This window comes from Paenibacillus sophorae (assembly GCF_018966525.1).
GTDB classification, from domain to species: Bacteria; Bacillota; Bacilli; order Paenibacillales; family Paenibacillaceae; genus Paenibacillus_AQ; species Paenibacillus_AQ sophorae.
Genome location: NZ_CP076607.1, coordinates 3897157 through 3915225, shown reverse-complemented (window position 1 = coordinate 3915225; position 18069 = coordinate 3897157). Strand labels below are relative to the sequence as shown.

Here is an 18069-nt window from a genome sequence, read left to right as displayed (position 1 = left end):
GCCATGTCTTGTCTAATCGGCGCTCCCTGTGGTATAGTTCTAGACGCATAAAGAATAATTGAAGAAGAAAATCTGCGGTTTTTTCGCAGGAGAGGTTCGCAAACTCCCTCTATAAAAAACTAAGATCCGATATACCCGGGATGGGTATGTCCATTTTTCACGTTCTTAGTCTACATGGATCAGGTTTGATGAAATCTCGTTCTTCTTTCCGAATACCGGCGGAGGATGCCGAAGGAAAAGAGAGGGATTTTTTGTTATGTCCGAAGGAAGATTGAAAGAAGAAATGCCGGACGTTACGCTGCTGGGCAACCAGGGGACGCAGTACAAGTTCGGCTATGCTCCCGAAGTGCTGGAGTCGTTCGACAACAAGCATCCCGGCAGGGATTATTTTGTGAAGTTCAACTGTCCGGAGTTTACGAGCCTGTGCCCCGTCACCGGCCAGCCCGATTTTGCCACCCTGTATATTTCGTATATTCCCGAACAAAAAATGGTGGAGTCCAAGTCGCTCAAGCTGTATCTGTTTAGCTTCCGCAATCATGGCGATTTTCACGAAGACTGCGTCAACATCATCATGAACGATCTGATTAAGCTGATGGACCCCCGCTACATCGAGGTATGGGGCAAGTTCACCCCGCGCGGCGGCATTTCCATCGATCCTTACTGCAACTACGGCCGTCCGGGAACCAAATATGAGGCAATGGCTGAGCATCGGCTGCTGAATCATGATTTGTACCCGGAGACAATCGACAACCGATAAGGAGAGATTCGAACATGAATAAAAAAGCGCTGGTCGTCTTCAGCGGCGGGCAGGACAGCACTACGTGCCTGGTGTGGGCTTTGCAGCAGTTTGAAGAAGTACAGGTCGTGACCTTTAACTATAATCAGCGGCATGCGGCCGAAATTGAAGTCGCCAAGGAAATCGCCGCCCATTTCAATGTGAAGCAGCATATTCTGGATCTGGGATTGCTGAACCAGCTTGCGCCGAACGCTCTGACCCGAGGGGATATCGAGATTAAGGCGGGAGAGGACGGGGAGCTTCCGAGCACATTTGTCGACGGTCGGAATTTATTGTTCCTGTCTTTCGCGGCAATTCTGGCCAAGCAGTTCTCGTACAACCATATTGTTACCGGCGTATGCCAGACGGATTTCAGCGGCTACCCGGACTGCCGGGATGTCTTCGTGAAGTCGCTCAATGTTACGCTTAATCTGTCGATGGATTACGAATTCGTTATTCATACCCCGCTTATGTGGCTGGACAAAAAAGAAACATGGCAGATGGCCGACGAGCTCGGCCAGTTCGACTATATCCGCGAGCACACGCTGACCTGCTACAACGGTATCAAGGGAAGCGGCTGCGGCGAGTGTCCGGCCTGCCAGCTTCGAAATCGCGGTCTGAAGCAATATGAAGCGGCTAGAAAGACGGTGGGCCGCTAATGCTGCATGAGGTTTCAGTATGCAAAATCTTCTCGTTCGACGCGGCGCACCAACTGGTCGGGCATAAAGGGAAATGCGCCAACGTTCATGGGCACACCTATAAGCTGGAGGTTGTGCTGAAAGGCAAGCCGATCGCAGAAGAGGGGCGTTCCGATGAAGGCTTCGTCGTCGATTTCGGCGATATTAAAGAGCTGGTGAAGGAACGGGTTGTCGACAGGCTGGACCATGCTTTTCTCGCCAAAGGCGACGAGCCCGTTCTGGAGGCCCTTAAGTCGAGCGGCTCGAAGACGGCGGTGCTGTCTTTCCGTACGACGGCCGAGAATCTGGCCAGCTACATCGCCTATACGCTGAAGACGAGCGGCCTGCCGGTGTATTCCGTCAAGCTGTGGGAGACGCCGACCGCTTGGGCTGAGGTCCTGGCCGGAGACATCCCCGAAGAAGGTCCGTCGTACCGGCTGTATGGAGGCTGCGATCTATGAGCGCCAAAATTCCGGTAATCGAAATGTTCGGGCCGACGATCCAGGGAGAAGGGGCGGTCATCGGCGTTAAGACGATGTTCGTCCGCACCTACGGCTGCGACTACCGCTGCACCTGGTGCGATTCCGCCTTTACCTGGGACGGCAGTGGTAAAGACAAACGGGTCATGATGGACGCCGAAGAGATTATGTCAGGTCTAACGGAGCTTGGAGGCGACCGCTTCGACTGTGTGACGATCTCCGGCGGCAATCCGGCGCTGATCGGAGAGGGGCTGTCCGAGCTGATCGACCTTCTCCATGAACGCGGCATCAAGGCCGCGATTGAAACCCAGGGCAGCCGCTGGCAGGACTGGTTCATGGAGGTGGATGCTCTTACCATCAGTCCGAAGCCGCCAAGCTCGGGGATGTCTACCGATTGGGATGTGCTGGACAGTATCATGGAGCGGGTTCGCACAAGCGGGAAGGGCAATCACAGCTTGAAGGTCGTCGTCTTTGATGACGAAGACTACAAGTATGCGGCCCAGATTCATCACCGTTATCCCGATGTTCCGTTTTTTCTCCAGCCAGGGAACGATAATGTCACGGAAGAAGGCGACATATCAGCGCGTCTGCTGAACAAGCTGGAGTGGCTGTTTGAGAAAGTAATTGCCGATCCCGAGATGAACGCCGCGCGTGTTCTTCCTCAGCTGCATGCGCTGATCTGGCATAACAAGCGGGGGAAATAAATTAGCCGCAAAAAGCTGTTTATACTGCCGTCATCATTTGTCTGTGAAATTTGTTTCTTTTTCTGAAAATGCATTTTATTTATTACAGCTTGTTGACAGTGTAAGATGAACGATTGACAGTTCAGCAGGCAATCATTTAGGATGTAAATTAAATAATTCCGATAAACAAAGTGAGGATTTATCGAGCTGACTGGAATGCCAGAGGCCGGACTCAACACCTGTAAACAGGTCGTGGAGCCGGCCTTCTTGCTTTCTTCAAGAGTCGGCTTTACCGGATGAAGGAGGGAAAGCAGCTGGGGGTTGGATTTTATAGAGAAAGGGGAGTTTATATGAATATTCTAGTCAGGCGCTGACGGAATTGGCTGTAAACAATTACAGCAATAATTCATCTAACAACGTAATGTTGTTATTTTGCCGGCTTGAATTTCAATTATAACCATCAGAATGGACTGATCATCACATGATTAAGGCATTGAAGTCGATTCATAACGCGCTGACAAGCTATTATCTGTTTTTTTTGCTTATCGTCATTTGGGAGCTTGCTCCCAGACTTGGTTGGGTCAGTGCTGTTTTCGTTCCTCCTTTTTCCAGAATTATTAAGGTAGGAGCGGATCTGGGAATCGGAAATATTCTGCTGTATATTGCAATAAGTCTCAAAAGGGTGTTTGTAGGCTTTTTTATATCCACAATTCTGGCCCTGCCTCTCGGATTTATACTGGCTGGCGCGCTTCCATGGCTGGCCCGGTTCATTAGGCCGTTCACCCTGTTTCTTTCCCAGATTCCGCCTTATATTCTCTTTCCCGTATTTGTCATAATTATCGGCATAGGAGAAGGAGGAATCTATACGGTTATCTTCTGGTCATCCTTTTGGCCGATTCTGTTCACTTCCATTGCCGGGATAAGCCAGGTTGATCCGCTTCTTGTCCGCGCAGCAAAAGCCATGAATGCCAGCCGCATTCAGATTTTCTTTAAGGTTGTACTTCCGGCAGCTTTTCCGGCGATCATGACCGGCATGCGTACAGGTCTCACGATGAGCTTCTTCATGCTGATTGGCGCGGAGAGCATGGGGGCGGATAAAGGGCTGGGCTGGCTCATCCATAATGCGCAGAGCATGGGATTCATCGAACGGATTTATCTCGGGGCTTTGATCGTGGCCGCAGTCGGAGCGCTGCTGAATTTCATTCTGGATTTTCTGGAAGAGAATATCGTTGACTGGAAAGAGGTAGCGGAGGAACAAACCGTTTAGCATCTAAAGACTTAATAGACAGTGAGGTAGCTTAAACACATGAGCTCGTTCTGGTCAAGATTAAGAAGAGTTGGTTATGGAAGCATTCCGATTATTTTGTTCTTTATTTTCTGGGAAATCGGAGCTGGACTGGTACCGAAAGGTGTAATTTCCCCGCCTTCAGAGGTTATTAAGAGTCTTTGGACTGCGGCAACTTCGGATGTGCTGTTCAAACAGACCGCAGTTAGCCTAGGGAGAGTAGGCATGGGCTTCGCACTTTCCATTCTCGTTGCCCTTCCGTTAGGCTTTCTGCTCGGAACATTCTTCCAATCTGCCGAGAAGCTGCTGCTGCCTTTTTTTCGGATGTGCGAGAAATTGAACCCATTTGCCATCATTCCCATATTTATGATCTTTTTCGGAATTGGCACTGCCGAGAAAGTAGCGATTGTATTCTGGGCTACCCTGTGGCCGCTGCTGTTCAATACGATGGCCGGCGCCAGAGCCGTTGACTATTCGCTCATTCGCGCAGCAAGATCGATGGGTGCGACGAGACGGGAGCTTTTTCTCAAGGTAATCCTGCCGTATGCGCTGCCCAACATATTTACCGGCGTTGAAATTGCGGCCCAATTATCTTTCTTCATGATTATCGCCTCAGAAGTCATTGGGGCCAGCACAGGACTGGGCTGGTATTATATCAGCGCCACTACAAAGTATCAGCTGCCGCTAATGTACGGCATCATTCTCTATATTACGGTGTTGTCCATCCTTATCAATCTTTTATTTGGCAGGTTGAAGAAGCACTTTCTGGTATGGAAAGAAGCTGTTCAAATTCATTAGGCGATTCAAATTAAATTACAAAATCTAGGGGGTTATTAGGAAATGGCAAACAAGAAGAAGACAAATTTCATTATTATCGGTTCTTTGGCGGTGGTTATTGCCGGCGGGATCGGAATTGGAAGCTATTACGGAAGAACATCGGACACGATCCAAGGTGCGGCTGGCTTGAATAATCTCAAGGATGCGAATAATAATGCGGCAAATTCCGGCAAAAAGGTAATCACGCTCAAAACCGATACCAAATTGAATTGCTCCTCAACGCCTTGGGTCATCGCCGAGAAAAAAGGATTCTTCGCGGAGGAAGGCCTCGAAGTCAAATATACGGGTGAGTTGAAAACGGAACAGAAGCTTCCGGCCATTCTGAACGGAACCAATGATATCGGAGCGACATTGCCTAATGCATTGGCTACATATATTGCAGGAGGAGCCAAGGTCAAGGCCGTTACTTTGGGCGAGGTGGATCCGCCGGATAGTGTAGATCCTAAATTCCGTCATATGCGGTATGTGACCAGTGAGAAATTTGCCGGTAAAACATTAAAAGAGTATGTTGAATCGAAGAAGGGAGCCAAAATTACAGTCAGCGGCACCGCACCGAACTGCAGCACCTTTATTTTTAATGAGATTTTTAGAAATGCAGGATTAGACCCTAATCAAATTCAATATGTTGCTTTTGAGTCGGATACGGCTGCCATTCAAGCCGTTCAGCAGGGCAACCTGGATATCGCGGGCATTCATCCTCCGTTCTACAAGCTGGCCAATGATTCCAAGCTTACCGTGCTGGCCGATTCCCATGATACAGGGCTGGGTGCGGCATCAGGCGCTTCCGTTTATTACTTTACCGACAAATTTATCCAGGAGAATCCGGAAGCGGTGCAACGCTTCGTAAATGCCATTAAGAAAGCTCAGGACTGGATTAATCACAATACGGACGAGTCCATCAAGCTTACCGCCGAATATATCGGACAACCGGTAAATGCCACCCACTATTACTTTACGGACAAGGGATTACCAACGGATCTCTTCCAGCCATGGATTGATGATCTGGTTCAGTCCGGCACGCTGAAGAAAGACGAAGTCAAGATTGATGATATCGTCACTACGCAGTTCAGCAGCTAAAAATATCCTAAGATAAAAACGGCTTCGCCCTCCTGCAAAGGAAGGTGAAGCCGTTTTTTGTCATGAGAATGTAAGAACTATCCAATATAATGGGTCGTGAATAAAATACGCAGAGAAACGGAGAGGGTAAGATGTCCATTTTGCAGGCAAGCGGCCTGATCAAGCAATACGGCAAGGGTTCCAATGTAGTAAGGGCTCTTCGGGGAGTGGATCTGGAAATAAGGAACGGAGAGTTTGCGGCGGTGGTTGGTACGTCAGGAAGCGGGAAATCCACGCTGCTGCATCTGCTTGGCGGGCTGGACCGGCCAACTGAAGGGAAGGTCTTAATCGGCGGCAAGGATATTTATGCAATGAACGATGACGCACTGACGATTTTTCGCAGACGAAATATCGGGTTCATCTTTCAGCAGTATAACTTGGTGCCCGTGCTGAATGTGTACGACAACATCGTTCTGCCGATCGAACTGGACGGCAACCGTCCCGATGGTGAGTTTGTCTCGAATGTCGCCGAAACGTTGGGTTTAACGGCGCTGCTTCATCGGCTGCCGGGCCAGCTTTCCGGAGGCCAGCAGCAGCGGGTCGCCATCGCCAGAGCGCTGGCGGCCAAGCCCTCTTTTGTTCTGGCGGACGAGCCGACCGGCAATCTGGACAGTGCCACGAGCCAGGAAGTGATCGGGCTGCTGAAGGTGACCAGCCGGCAGTTTAATCAGACGATGGTTATGATAACGCATAACGAGGAAATTGCCCTGATGGCCGACCGGGTGATTCGAATCGAGGACGGGCAGATTATGGAAGGACGGGTCTACCATGTTTCCCAACAACACTAAGACCGCCGTGAACAAGCTGGCAGCCGGGAGCATGAAGATGAGCCGTACGAGAAACCGGTTCGTTATTCTGGCCATTATTTTGACGACCTGGCTGATTACCTCTTTTTTCAGCATCGGCATGAGCGTTTCCAAATCATGGGATATGCAGAAGACCAAGATCGACGGCACGATTGCCCAGGCCGTACTGCCCGCTCCAACGGAAGATCAGCTGGAGAAGATGAAGGGGCTCGGCTATGTCAAGGCGGTCGGACTTCAGGCCGTGCTTGGCGCCGCTGAAGGCATTTCGGACGATCCAGATGAGGCTGCCCATTTGGTCTGGTATGATGAGACCGAATGGAACACTATGCGGGGGCCTGCCATTGACGGATGGAAGGGAACTTATCCGGCCGCCGGAAACGAAATCGCCGCTCCGCTGGATGTGCTCTCGAAAATGGGGATCGATAAGCCTGAAATCGGGATGAGCCTTCCTCTCAGCTATACAACGATGACGGGTGGTAAAGCGGTGCAGCATAAAGAGACGTTCAAGCTTACCGGCTGGTTCAAAGACTACTCGCAGCTCAGTTCCGGAGACTTGGGCAGTCTGCTTGTATCGGAGCCGTTCATGAAACAGAGCGGAACCATGATGCAAGAGACCCGTGTGGCATCTATTTTATTCACGGACAAAAAGAATATTGGAAAATTAATGAATAACATGCGGCAGGATCTCAAACTCCCGAAAGACCAGGTGCTAAGCGCCGCATCCGGAATGGAGTACATGGACAACGGCAGGATATCCACGCTAATTGGCTATGGCGGTCTGGTTCTGTTCGTTATGCTGAGCGGCTATCTGCTGATTTACAATGTGCTGTACCTGTCGGTGGCGGGCGATACCCGGTTTTATGGTTTACTAAAGACAATCGGCGTCACGCGCCGGCAGATCCGGACCATGATTCGGAGGCAGGCGTTGCGGCTCGCGCTGATCGGCATTCCAATCGGCTTAGTCGCCGGAGCGGCAACTTCGTTCGGTATTGTGCCGCTGGCTCTGAACACGATTGACTTACAGGTTGGCGGAAGCATCTCGTTTAATCCGCTTATTTTTGCCGGAGCGGCGCTGTTCGCCTTGATCACGACCATGGTCAGCTGCATCAAGCCGGCTAGGGTTGCCGGCAAAATCTCGCCCGTGGAAGCGACCAAATACACCGGAATCACTCCTTCTTCCAAAGCGAGAATGAGCAGCGGCGGCTCGAAGCTGCACCGGATGGCACTGCGCAACATCTTCAGAGTCAAAAAACGCGCACTCGTTGTATTTTTATCCCTTTTTCTCGGATTGACCACCTTTCTGGTCATTAACACGCTTGTGCTAAGTATGAACCCGGAACATTTTGTGGACGAAAATATGCGAAATGATTTTGAATTAACCCATGAGTCTGGATGGGATAAGCAGGCCGTTACACCCGAGCTATTGGCGAAGATCAAGTCGATCCCCGGTGTAAAAGATATTAGAACTGCCTATCTCGCAAATACTGCACTGGACTATGACCCGAAGGTTTTCGGAAAATACGTGGATCAACTTACAGCTCAATACATGGGAAGCCGTCCAAGTGACACCGATTTGGAAAAAAATCCCGATATGTTCAGGGGGAATGTGATAGGGCTTGACCCGGCTGATTTTCGTGAAGCGAATAAGAAGCTGCCGTCTCCTGTAAACGTGGAGCGCTTTGAGCGCGGTCAGGTGGCCCTGCTGGATGGGGAAATTCCCGCTTTCAAGACCGGAGACCGCTTTACAATGAAGATTAACGGCGCCGCAAAAGCAACTGAACTGGAAATAGGCGGTATGGCTACTTTCGATGGCCTAGTTACTTTTCATGGTATGGCGCCTAACGTGTATATTAGCCAAACTGCCATGAAGCAAATTATAGCCGATCCGATCATTTATAAAGTGTCCTTTGATGCGGATCGGAAGGACTGGCCGGAAGTCGCGAAACAGGTCAAAGCGGCGATTGCCGGAAACGGCGATCTAAAACTGGAATCCAAAATCGACATGATGGACATGATCCAATCGGCCAAGCTGGCCTTCTATATCCTCGGCGGGGGACTTGCGCTGATTCTCGCCCTGATCGGGCTGCTGAATTTCGTCAATATTATGGTTACGGGCGTTATGGTGAGGAAGCCGGAGCTTGCGGTGCTGGAAAGCGTCGGAATGACCTCGCGGCAGATTAAAAAGCTGCTGCTGCTGGAGGGCGCCTGGTATGCGTTCATTTCCTTACTGCTTGTCGCAGCGCTTGGGAATGCGCTGGCTTATGGCGCGTACCGCCTGTTCAGCCAGGAGGCAACGTATGCGGTTTATACGTTCCCGGCCGTTCCGCTTGCGGCGGTGATTGTACTGGTGACCGCGGTTTGTCTGGCGGCTCCCGTTGCCGCTTTCAGGAGGGTTCGCCGCGCACCGCTTGCCGAGCGTCTGCGCGAAGCCGCCTGATTCCCAGAGGGCAATGCGCGGCATGTCGCAGCGAGGCTCCTGCGAACCTTGTAAACTAAAGGCGGGGGAGTGAACAAGATGACTACCATTCTGATCGTGGAAGACGACCGGCTGCTGCTTGAGGGATTGGCCTATACGCTGGAAAAAGAACAATATGAGGTGCTGGCGGCCGGCTCTTACAGGGAAGGGGCAGCTTACCTTCAATCTCATAGAATTCGTATCGCCATTCTCGATATCCGTCTGCCCGACGGCAGCGGTACTGAATTATGCAGGGAGATCCGCCGAAGCTCCGGTACGCCTGTTATTTTCCTGACAGCCAACGATACGGAGCCGGAAATCGTCGCCGGCTTCGACCTTGGGGCGGACGACTATATTTCCAAGCCTTTCAGCATGGAGGTGCTTTTGCGCCGCGTAAAGGCTGTCCTAAGAAGAACCGAAGACGATGAAGCCGGAATGGAACGTCATTTTATTTATAAAGATTTGAAGATCGATTATGGCAAAATGACGGTCTGGAAAAACGATGAGGAACTAAGACTGACGACGACCGAATACCGTCTGCTTGAAGCGCTCGCGCAGAACAGCGGGCAGGTCATGACCCGCGAAATGCTTCTGGACCGGCTGTGGGACCAGTCGGGGAATTTTGTCGATGAGAACACGCTCAGTGTCAATATCAAAAGGCTGCGGGACAAGCTGGAGGACGATCCCAAAAACTGCCGGTACATCAAGACGGTATTCGGCATTGGCTATACGTGGGGTGACGGATGAAGAAGAACCCATTTCGAAGGTTTTTTATAGGCTGGTCGGCTGTATTTGTATTGATGTCCGGCCTGTTCGTCACGCTGCTGCTACGCTTCCGTCCGGAGCCTCCGGTCATAATCGGCGGTTTCGTATATATGGCATGCGCCGGCGCGATATGCACGGGATTCATGTTCTCTGTGCGCCGGGAAATGGAAACCGTTCTTGAACAGCTCTCGGAAATGATCCAGAGTCTTATTTACAGCCGGGATAAAGAGATATTTTCCATGACCGAAGATACGCTGCTATCCAAGCTGCAAAGCCAGGTGATTCAGCTGACCGGAATCTTGTCCGTCCAAAAAGAACGGTATTTGAAAGAAAACAGGGAGATCAAATCGTTGATCTCGGACCTTTCACATCAGCTCAAGACGCCTCTCGCCAACCTGGCGATGTACAGCAGTCTGCTTGATGATGCCGGATTGCCCCCGGATAAACGTCTGGAGTTCAGCCGGCGATTAAAGAGCCAAATCGACAAGCTGGCGTGGCTGATGGACAGCCTGATCAAATTGTCGAGACTGGAATCCGGGATTATATCTATCAAGACGGAAGCGAAAGATCTGGGCAATACGGTGCTTGCTGCGATCAAGCAGGCGTTCCCGGCGGCGGAGATGAAGAACGTGACCATCGAGTGGAAAGGCGGACAAGGAATTGCTCTCTGCCATGATGCTAAATGGACGGCAGAAGCCATCTATAACGTGATCGATAATGCGATAAAATACACGAAGCCAGGCGGGAACATCATCATTACACTCACAGCCTATGATCTGTTTGCCAGAATCGATATCGCGGATAACGGACAGGGCATTCCGCCCGAAGAGCTGAACGCCATATTCAGACGTTTCTACCGCGGGTCGAATGTGCGGGATGCGGAAGGCGTCGGTCTCGGACTGTATCTGACCCGCAAAATAATCTCCGAGCAGGGCGGATACATCAAGACGGCATCCGAGCTGGGCAGTGGCAGCATATTCTCGCTGTTCCTCCCGCTGGGCGGGCATAAGGCCAATCAGGGCCGCATTACATAGTAAAAATGAACCGGCCGCGCCGTCCTCTGCCAGAGGGCGGTTTATCTTTTTTATTAGAAGGGTATTGCAATATCTATAATACCGAGTATAATACTTGGTATAAAGAAAGCGAGGAGAGATAGAAATGTCTGTCGATGATTATCTGGACCTATATAATTATGCAAAGCAATTAGGCGATGCCCAGTGGCAGGCCGATCTGCTTACTACCTTGAAGAATTTGAAGAACATGACGGAAGCGGAAATCCGCGAACAGAAGGTTAGAGAGATGTGGATTCGTTTTGACGATATTAACGCGGTATTGCTGGAACTGTTCGACAAGCTGCGGGCCGGTGGGGACGATAATCAGGCAAGAGCCTGGAGAGAGCGGGTCTGGGAGCTTAAGCTGGAGAGAATCACTTTGGCAAAAGAACTTCAGGATAAATACATCCATATGCATCACTAAACAATAAATAAAGCCTGAAAAAGGGCATAAAAAAAGGCATGCAGTTGTCTGCTCTGCCAAGACCGGATTCAATTTTGAATAATTACTTGGACATTGGCATGCATTCACGCATCATCGTCATGCACATTGTCATCATTTCATCGCAGTCTTGCATTTTTTTCATCATCATTTCCATGTTCATGGACTCCATATTCATCTCGGACATTTTTTCCATGCACATTTTCATGCTTTTCATCTTGGCCATCATGTCTTCCATACACATATTCATCATCATTTCCATACACATGCTTTCCATAATAATTCCGCCTCTCTATTAAAAGGTATTGTTGACTCTTTTAAATTACTATATTTTTCTTGCTTTTTCAATGGAATAGTAGGGGTACCCCCATAAATTTATTCTATAATATGTCATACTTATGTATATTCCTACCATATACATGTCATTAATCCGAATACTTCGACATCCTAATATGCGCGGATTAGCCGGCAGTTTACAGTCCTTTCGAATATGAAAGGGCTGTGTTTTTGCGTAGAAGGAAGGATAAGGAATGAAAAAGCGCCTTATTCATTTCCCCGAAAGGGAACTGATAAAGCGCTTAGAAGATCAGGCCGTTCACAAGGTGGACCCAAGCTCGACCCATTCCGAGGACCAACTGCCAATCTCTTTTAAAATAGGAGCCAGCGCCGTACCTTTCGCAGTCAGCGAATACTCAATCCGTACCGGAATGTCGGGGTATACCGTCCTTTGGATAATGCCCTCGTTCTCCATTTCTTTCAGCCGGTCGGAGAGCACCTTTCCGCTGAGATTGGACAGGCAGCTTTCGATTTCACCAAACCGGCGCGGACCGGGGATCAACACAAATACGATCAGTGCGACCCAACGCTTGCTGAGCAGATCGACCGCTTTTTCAAAGCGGGGACACATAACGAAATCTTTCAATTGCATCACCTCACATTCATTATAACATAAACTTACAATAAGTAATTATAAATATTTATTTATATATTATAACTTGACGAATATATATTACAATGATAAACTTACTTACAAATAGTTACTTAACGTTAATTAATCCGACTACTCTACTGTGAGCGGCAGATGGGGATGAAATACGAAATTAAGGAAGGTGCGTTCATGATCAAGCCCGAGGTAGTTTCCATATTGAAAAATAAAATTCAAACCATTGAACAGAGCGACTCCGCCAATATTCTGGTCGGGCCGATCACGCTGCCGGTAAATTTAAATGGGGAGACCGTTACGTTTAAGTGGTACAGTTGGCTCCGTGTTACGGATGAAGAACGGACCGAGATCATGGGGGAAGACATGACGGAGAAGCTGATCGGCCGCCTGGCCGGGATGAAGCTTGCCGACAGCCAGCAATCCAGCGTCCTGGTGTACGGGGATTTCGAACATGCCGAAACGGCGCTGATTCGGATGCACAGCATTTGCCACACGGGCGATATTTTTGGCAGCAAACGCTGTGACTGCGGCTACCAGCTTCACCAATCGATGAAGATGATCGTGGAGAACGGCTCCGGCGCTCTTTTTTATCTGGCCAATCATGAGGGAAGAGGCATTGGGCTGTTCAGCAAGGCTATGGCATACCTTCTGCAGGAAGAAGGCTACGATACCGTGGAAGCGAACTTGGAGCTGGGCTTTGAGGATGATTCCAGAAGCTATGAGGACGCCATCAGTGTGCTTCAGCGCCTTCGCAGCAAGCCGGTCACACTGATCACGAACAATCCGAAGAAGCTGATGGCGCTGAAGGCAGCAGGTATGAATGCCGTGAAGCGTGTGCCGCTGTGGGGCGATGTCTCCGTCTTCAATGAGAAGTATTTACGCACAAAGGTGACCCGTTCCGGCCATCTCGGAGTGCAGGACGGGGAAATACTGCCGGGAATTATGGCGAGGTAACAAGGAGAATGACATAAAGGGTGGTGCTTTTTAACCCGTTCCTTTATAATGCTCTTGAATGAACTTAAATGTTTAGCGAGGTATAATATGGCAGCGATCGATGTACAGGATTTACGGAAAACCTTTAAAGTGCAAAAAAACCGCGGAGGCCTCAAAGGGGCCTTCGTTGATTTGTTTAAGCGGGAATACAGCGAAGTGGCTGCGGTCAAGGATATCTCGTTTCAAATTCCGGAGGGCGAAATCTGCGGATATATCGGCGAGAACGGAGCGGGAAAATCAACGACCATTAAGATGCTAACTGGTATTCTGGTCCCGACTTCCGGTCGGTTGACTGTCGGCGGCTATGTGCCGTATGAGGAGCGTGAGAAATTTGTCCGGAACATCGGCGTCGTGTTCGGCCAGCGCAGCCAGCTTTGGTGGGATATCGGCGTGATTGAATCGTTCGAACTGCTCCGCAAGGTGTACCGTGTTGGAGAGACCGATTATAAGAAAAGATTGGACGAGCTTGTAGAGAGACTTGAGCTTCAGGAACTGCTGAACCGCCCTGTCCGCAAGCTCAGTCTTGGGCAGCGGATGCGCTGCGAGCTGGTAGCGGCCCTGCTGCATAATCCGTCCATCGTGTTTCTCGATGAGCCGACGATTGGGCTTGATATTGTCGTCAAGTCGGAAATTCGGTCTTTTCTCAAGGATATGAACCGTGAGCATGGTACGACCATTCTGCTTACAACCCATGACTTGCAGGACATTGAGGCGCTCTGTTCGCGGGTCATTATGCTCGATGACGGAAGCATTATTTATGACGGCGGCCTGGACGAACTGAAGGAGCGCTGGGGAACTGGCCGCGAAGTGGCCTTCCAGTTCGGAACCGCCACGAAGCTTGACCGTCTGGAACAGCTCACTTCAGGAATGTCCGTAAAATGGACAGCCGAGAACAACCTGGCTGCCACGGTGTGGATTCCGCTGGAACTGAACGTATCGGATGTGCTTGGGCGGGTGGTCGGACAAGCCGAAATCACGGATATCAAGATCATTGAGACCAACACGGATGATATCGTCCGCAGTATTTACCAGTCCGGATCGGCGAATAAGACGGAAGAGGCGATGCTGGCGCTATCAGGGGAAGGAGCCGGACATGTCTAATCGTACATCCGTTGCAGCGGCTTCACCGGGAGGCGGATACAGGGGAGACGAGGGGTCTGAGCGCGGGCAGCGCAGACTGCTGTTAGAAGCGTATTTCGATTTCATCCGCATCCGCTTTTTGACCATGCTGGCATACCGGCTGAATTATTACACCGGAATCTTAATCTATTCTCTTAATATCGGTGTCAATTATTTCACCTGGAAAGCCATTTACGGGCAGGGAGAGTCTTTGGGAGGCTTTACGGCTGCCCAGATGACGACCTATGTGGCCGTATCGTGGATGGCCAGAGCTTTCTACTTCAATAATCTCGACAGGGAAATCTCGACGGATATCCGTGATGGAAGCATTGCCATCCAGTTTATCAGGCCATATAACTATGTATTTGCCAAAATGATGCAGGGTCTCGGAGAAGGAATGTTCCGTTTCCTGCTGTTTATGATCCCCGGCATGGCTCTTGCCATGCTGCTGTTTCCGGTACAGCTTCCACATGATCCGGCGGCGTGGGCCGGCTTTTTGGTCATGCTGTTTTTCAGCTTCCTGATCAATTCGCAGATTAACATTATCACCGGGCTGCTGGCCTTTTTCGTGGAGAATAACGAGGGGCTGATGCGGATGAAGCGCGTCGTTGTCGATTTGTTCTCCGGCCTGATCATTCCGATCAGCCTGTTTCCGGGCTGGATGTCCTCCATCCTGAAGCTGCTGCCGTTCCAGGCGATTACCTATCTGCCGGGCTCTGTCTTTACCGGGCGGGTGCAGGGCGTAGGGATTTGGAACGTGTTTGGCATTCAAATCATATGGTTTGCGATTCTGCTGATTCCGCTGTTCTGGTTATACCGCGCCGCGCGGCAGCGTCTGTTCGTGCAGGGGGGCTGAGGAAGTGATATATCATTTGGGACTGCTGTCCGAATACTTGAAAAATTACATGAAGACCCGACTTACCTACCGCGCGGATTTTTGGGTAGAGGTACTCTCGGATCTTCTGTTCCAGGTCACAAATCTGATATTTATTTTCGTTATCTTTATGCATACGAACAGCCTTGCCGGCTGGAGCCAGAACGAGGTGGTCTTTGTTTACGGCTTCTTTATGGTGCCTTGGGGTGTGTTCGCCTGTTTCGTGAATATGTGGAATTTCAGCGAACGCTATATCGTTAAAGGGGAAATGGACCGTATCCTGACACGTCCCGCCCACAATCTGTTTCAGATTTTCTTGGAAAATGTGGACCCGCCCGCGCTGATCGGTTCACTGATCGGGCTGCTCATTATGGCGGTCAGCGGCTTGAATCTGGGGCTGCCGTTCGAGTGGTGGACGGTTCCGGCGTTAATCCTGCTGACGATCAGTGCTACGGCCATTTATATGGGAATTTATACAACTCTGACGGCGCTGTCTTTCTATTCGGACGCGCCCACCGGCATCATTCCGCTGATGTACAACATCCAGTCTTACGGCCGTTATCCGGTGACGATTTACAACCGGGCGATTCAGGTTCTGCTGACCTGGATTCTGCCGTTCGCCTTTGTCGGCGTCTATCCGGCGGGACTGTTCCTCCAGCGTGAAGAGATGACGCGGATGGCACTGCTGACGCCGGTCATGGGCGCGATCTTCGTGAGCATCGGCTTGTTTGTCTGGAACCGGGGAGTACGGAAATATAAGGGAGCGGGGTCTTGAAAAAATTGCAAATCCGATGCTCGTTAAACTTTAGTTCAGGACATTAACCATTATCTTTAATAATGTTAAGCATTTAACTTATCAAGAGCCGCTCTCCAATTAGGGAGCGGTTTTTCGCTTTCTGAAAATAAATTTTAATTTGTATAACTTTAATGATTATAATGATAAATTTTCTATTAATACATAGAATTGCTATGCATAGAATTACTATGTATAATACTATTATTCATAACTGTAAACGGTCTATGAGAAGGAAGCGGAGGGACATGGCAATGAATAAGGAGCTTATGAAAGGCAGCACGGCCACGATGTTGCTTATGCTGTTAAACGGCAGGCCGTTCTACGGCTATGAGCTAATTAAAGAGCTTGAACGACAATCGGAAGGAGCGTTCGCTCTGAAGGAAGGGACGCTGTATCCCATACTACACGCCATGGAAGCTGAGGATTGGGTTCAAGCCTATTGGGAGACAGTTGACGGGCGCAAGCGGAAATACTACCACATCACGGGCAAAGGATCGCAGATCCTGAAAGAAAAAAAACGAGAATGGATAATTTTCCGTAATGCTGTCGATTCCGTATTGGGGAGAGGAGGAGTCTGAATGGGCAATACCGATAAATTTAATGTCTACCTGGATAAAGTTTGCGAACAGGTCAGAGCACGGGAGCTTCATGGCGAGCTGCGTATGGAACTGGCAAACCATCTGGAAGAACTGGCCAGCGAACGGGAAGCTATGGGTTTTGGGAAAGAAGAGGCTGTCAAGTGGGCGTTAGAGCAGATGGGCGAACCGGAAACTGTCGGAAGAAGTCTGCACCACGTACATAAGCCTCGAATGAATTGGAAGCTGCTTGCCGTGGTTCTGCTGTTTGGGGCAATTGGGTTGTCTGGCATGCTCTCCCTTAGCGCCGCTAAAGGGAACACCGGAACCAACGAGCTCTATGAAAGGCTTGCATACAATCACATTCATTATCTTATTATGGGTATCGTTTTAATGCTGGGCTTGGCTTTTTTCGATTATCGTAAGCTTCGGCGTTATTCCTGGGCGTTGTATACCATAACTTTAACCGGTATGACGTCAGTATTTTTATCAGACATAAATATACATGGTGTCAAAGGATGGATATTTATCGCGGGCTTTGGAATCAATGTCATTGGCTTGAGTCCATACACTCTTCTCATCGCTTTGGCAGGAGTATGGACCCCGGACTGGAATTTGTATACCGGGGCTTATCGCTTGAAGAAACGGTTAGCACTTCCGATGATTGTAGTACCTTGTTTATTTTACGTTTTCGGGCGCGCATTGGCAGAGTTAGTCATATTTCTGGCGGTTTCGTTAATGGTTTATGTCTGGTTAAACGGTGGATGGCGTCGTTCAATTATTGTGGTTTCGGGAACGGTAACAGCTGTATTGATGTATGTGTGGCAAGTACCTGTTTATAGGATCGGAATGATGGCCGCAATTGATCCGGACAAGGTTTCCAGGAAAGCAAGCTACTTGATTCTTAACCTGCGGGAAACAATGGCTTCGGCGGGCTGGCTGGGGCACGGATTCGGATCGCTCAGGGACCAGCTTCCATATGTATATTCCGAGATGCTGTTTCCTTATTTGATTTACACTTTCGGTTACCTAGCGGGTTTGGTACTTGCAGGAATGATCGTTTGGTTTATTGCACAAGCGGTGCTGGCTTGGAGGTCTATCCACGATCACTATGGCAAAACGCTGTTTGCGGGAATCATGCTGCTGCTCATCCTTCCTTTTGTGTACGAATTGCTTATGTTGACCGGGTATGTTTTCATTCTTGATCTGCCGCTGCCCTTTTTAAGCTACGGCGGCAGCCACCTGCTGGCGGAGTTCGCCGCGCTCGGTTTACTGCTTAGTATTTACCGCAGGAAGGATACACTGCCTCGTGCAGCGAATGATTCCCGTGTCCGGTCAGCCCGTGCGCGCTAATCGCCTAGCGTGACTCACATCGCGGCCGGGGGTGTTAGTTCACA

General features: G+C 49.9%; 20 protein-coding genes and 1 riboswitch. Of the genes, 18 read left to right on the top strand and 2 right to left on the bottom strand.

Features of this window, described 5'->3' with window-relative positions; all coding sequences use genetic code 11:
- The first annotated feature begins 85 nt into the window (after positions 1-85).
- Positions 86-124, top strand: a riboswitch (PreQ1 riboswitch).
- A 132-nt stretch (positions 125-256) separates the two neighbouring features.
- The 12 genes from queF (at position 257) to KP014_RS18430 (ending at position 11354) form a co-directional block, all read left to right on the top strand.
- On the top strand, positions 257-757 hold the full coding sequence (gene queF / locus KP014_RS18485; RefSeq protein WP_036595670.1) for a preQ(1) synthase: 501 nt from the start codon (positions 257-259) through the stop codon (positions 755-757).
- A 14-nt stretch (positions 758-771) separates the two neighbouring features.
- The gene (gene queC, locus KP014_RS18480; protein ID WP_036595671.1) at positions 772-1434 is read left to right on the top strand and encodes a 7-cyano-7-deazaguanine synthase QueC; all 663 of its coding nucleotides are present in this window, start codon (positions 772-774) and stop codon (positions 1432-1434) included.
- Positions 1434-1913 carry a 6-carboxytetrahydropterin synthase QueD gene (queD, locus tag KP014_RS18475; RefSeq protein ID WP_036595672.1) on the top strand — a complete coding sequence of 160 codons (480 nt, stop codon included), beginning with the start codon at positions 1434-1436 and terminating at the stop codon, positions 1911-1913. Before queC ends, queD begins: the two co-directional genes overlap by 1 nt.
- Positions 1910-2635: a 7-carboxy-7-deazaguanine synthase QueE gene (queE, locus tag KP014_RS18470; RefSeq protein ID WP_036595674.1), complete on the top strand. Its 726-nt coding sequence runs from the start codon at positions 1910-1912 to the stop codon at positions 2633-2635. Before queD ends, queE begins: the two co-directional genes overlap by 4 nt.
- 460 nt (positions 2636-3095) lie before the next feature.
- A complete protein-coding gene (locus KP014_RS18465) occupies positions 3096-3881 on the top strand; it encodes an ABC transporter permease (protein WP_051500125.1) in 786 nt (261 codons plus the stop codon).
- 39 nt (positions 3882-3920) lie between these two features.
- Positions 3921-4697, top strand: coding sequence for an ABC transporter permease (locus tag KP014_RS18460; RefSeq protein WP_036595676.1), 777 nt, complete (start codon positions 3921-3923; stop codon positions 4695-4697).
- 42 nt (positions 4698-4739) lie between these two features.
- Positions 4740-5813 (top strand): ABC transporter substrate-binding protein, encoded by a 1074-nt coding sequence (locus tag KP014_RS18455; protein ID WP_090833705.1) that lies wholly within the window; start codon positions 4740-4742, stop codon positions 5811-5813.
- Positions 5814-5944: 131 nt separating this feature from the next.
- Positions 5945-6640 carry an ABC transporter ATP-binding protein gene (locus KP014_RS18450; RefSeq protein ID WP_036587610.1) on the top strand — a complete coding sequence of 232 codons (696 nt, stop codon included), beginning with the start codon at positions 5945-5947 and terminating at the stop codon, positions 6638-6640.
- The gene (locus KP014_RS18445; protein WP_036587613.1) at positions 6621-9095 is read left to right on the top strand and encodes an ABC transporter permease; all 2475 of its coding nucleotides are present in this window, start codon (positions 6621-6623) and stop codon (positions 9093-9095) included. The genes KP014_RS18450 and KP014_RS18445 overlap by 20 nt, the downstream gene beginning before the upstream one ends.
- A gap of 78 nt (positions 9096-9173) precedes the next feature.
- Positions 9174-9860 carry a response regulator transcription factor gene (locus tag KP014_RS18440; protein WP_036587615.1) on the top strand — a complete coding sequence of 229 codons (687 nt, stop codon included), beginning with the start codon at positions 9174-9176 and terminating at the stop codon, positions 9858-9860.
- Positions 9857-10912, top strand: a complete 1056-nt coding sequence (locus tag KP014_RS18435; protein WP_063619421.1) for a sensor histidine kinase — start codon at positions 9857-9859, stop codon at positions 10910-10912. Before KP014_RS18440 ends, KP014_RS18435 begins: the two co-directional genes overlap by 4 nt.
- A gap of 124 nt (positions 10913-11036) precedes the next feature.
- Positions 11037-11354: a hypothetical protein gene (locus KP014_RS18430; protein WP_036587618.1), complete on the top strand. Its 318-nt coding sequence runs from the start codon at positions 11037-11039 to the stop codon at positions 11352-11354.
- An 82-nt stretch (positions 11355-11436) separates the two neighbouring features.
- Here KP014_RS18430 and KP014_RS18425 read toward each other — a convergent pair whose 3' ends face one another.
- Both KP014_RS18425 and KP014_RS18420 read right to left on the bottom strand, forming a co-directional pair.
- A complete protein-coding gene (locus KP014_RS18425; RefSeq protein WP_036587621.1) occupies positions 11437-11649 on the bottom strand; it encodes a hypothetical protein in 213 nt (70 codons plus the stop codon).
- A gap of 318 nt (positions 11650-11967) precedes the next feature.
- Entirely contained in the window at positions 11968-12279 is a 312-nt protein-coding gene (locus KP014_RS18420) for a winged helix-turn-helix transcriptional regulator (RefSeq protein ID WP_175491775.1), read from the bottom strand.
- Between the two features lie 210 nt (positions 12280-12489).
- On the opposite strand from KP014_RS18420, the gene KP014_RS18415 reads away from it, so the two are divergent.
- The 6 genes from KP014_RS18415 to KP014_RS18390 all read left to right on the top strand — a co-directional run bounded on the left by KP014_RS18415 (position 12490) and on the right by KP014_RS18390 (position 18025).
- The gene (locus tag KP014_RS18415; RefSeq protein WP_036587627.1) at positions 12490-13269 is read left to right on the top strand and encodes a GTP cyclohydrolase II; all 780 of its coding nucleotides are present in this window, start codon (positions 12490-12492) and stop codon (positions 13267-13269) included.
- An 87-nt stretch (positions 13270-13356) separates the two neighbouring features.
- Positions 13357-14409, top strand: a complete 1053-nt coding sequence (locus KP014_RS18410; RefSeq protein ID WP_036587630.1) for an ABC transporter ATP-binding protein — start codon at positions 13357-13359, stop codon at positions 14407-14409.
- Between the two features lie 79 nt (positions 14410-14488).
- Positions 14489-15283: an ABC transporter permease gene (locus KP014_RS18405; RefSeq protein ID WP_036587635.1), complete on the top strand. Its 795-nt coding sequence runs from the start codon at positions 14489-14491 to the stop codon at positions 15281-15283.
- Positions 15284-15287: 4 nt separating this feature from the next.
- A complete protein-coding gene (locus KP014_RS18400; protein ID WP_175491731.1) occupies positions 15288-16076 on the top strand; it encodes an ABC transporter permease in 789 nt (262 codons plus the stop codon).
- A gap of 266 nt (positions 16077-16342) precedes the next feature.
- Entirely contained in the window at positions 16343-16675 is a 333-nt protein-coding gene (locus tag KP014_RS18395; RefSeq protein WP_090833704.1) for a PadR family transcriptional regulator, read from the top strand.
- Positions 16676-18025, top strand: a complete 1350-nt coding sequence (locus KP014_RS18390; protein WP_036598830.1) for an FtsW/RodA/SpoVE family cell cycle protein — start codon at positions 16676-16678, stop codon at positions 18023-18025.
- Positions 18026-18069 lie beyond the last annotated feature (44 nt).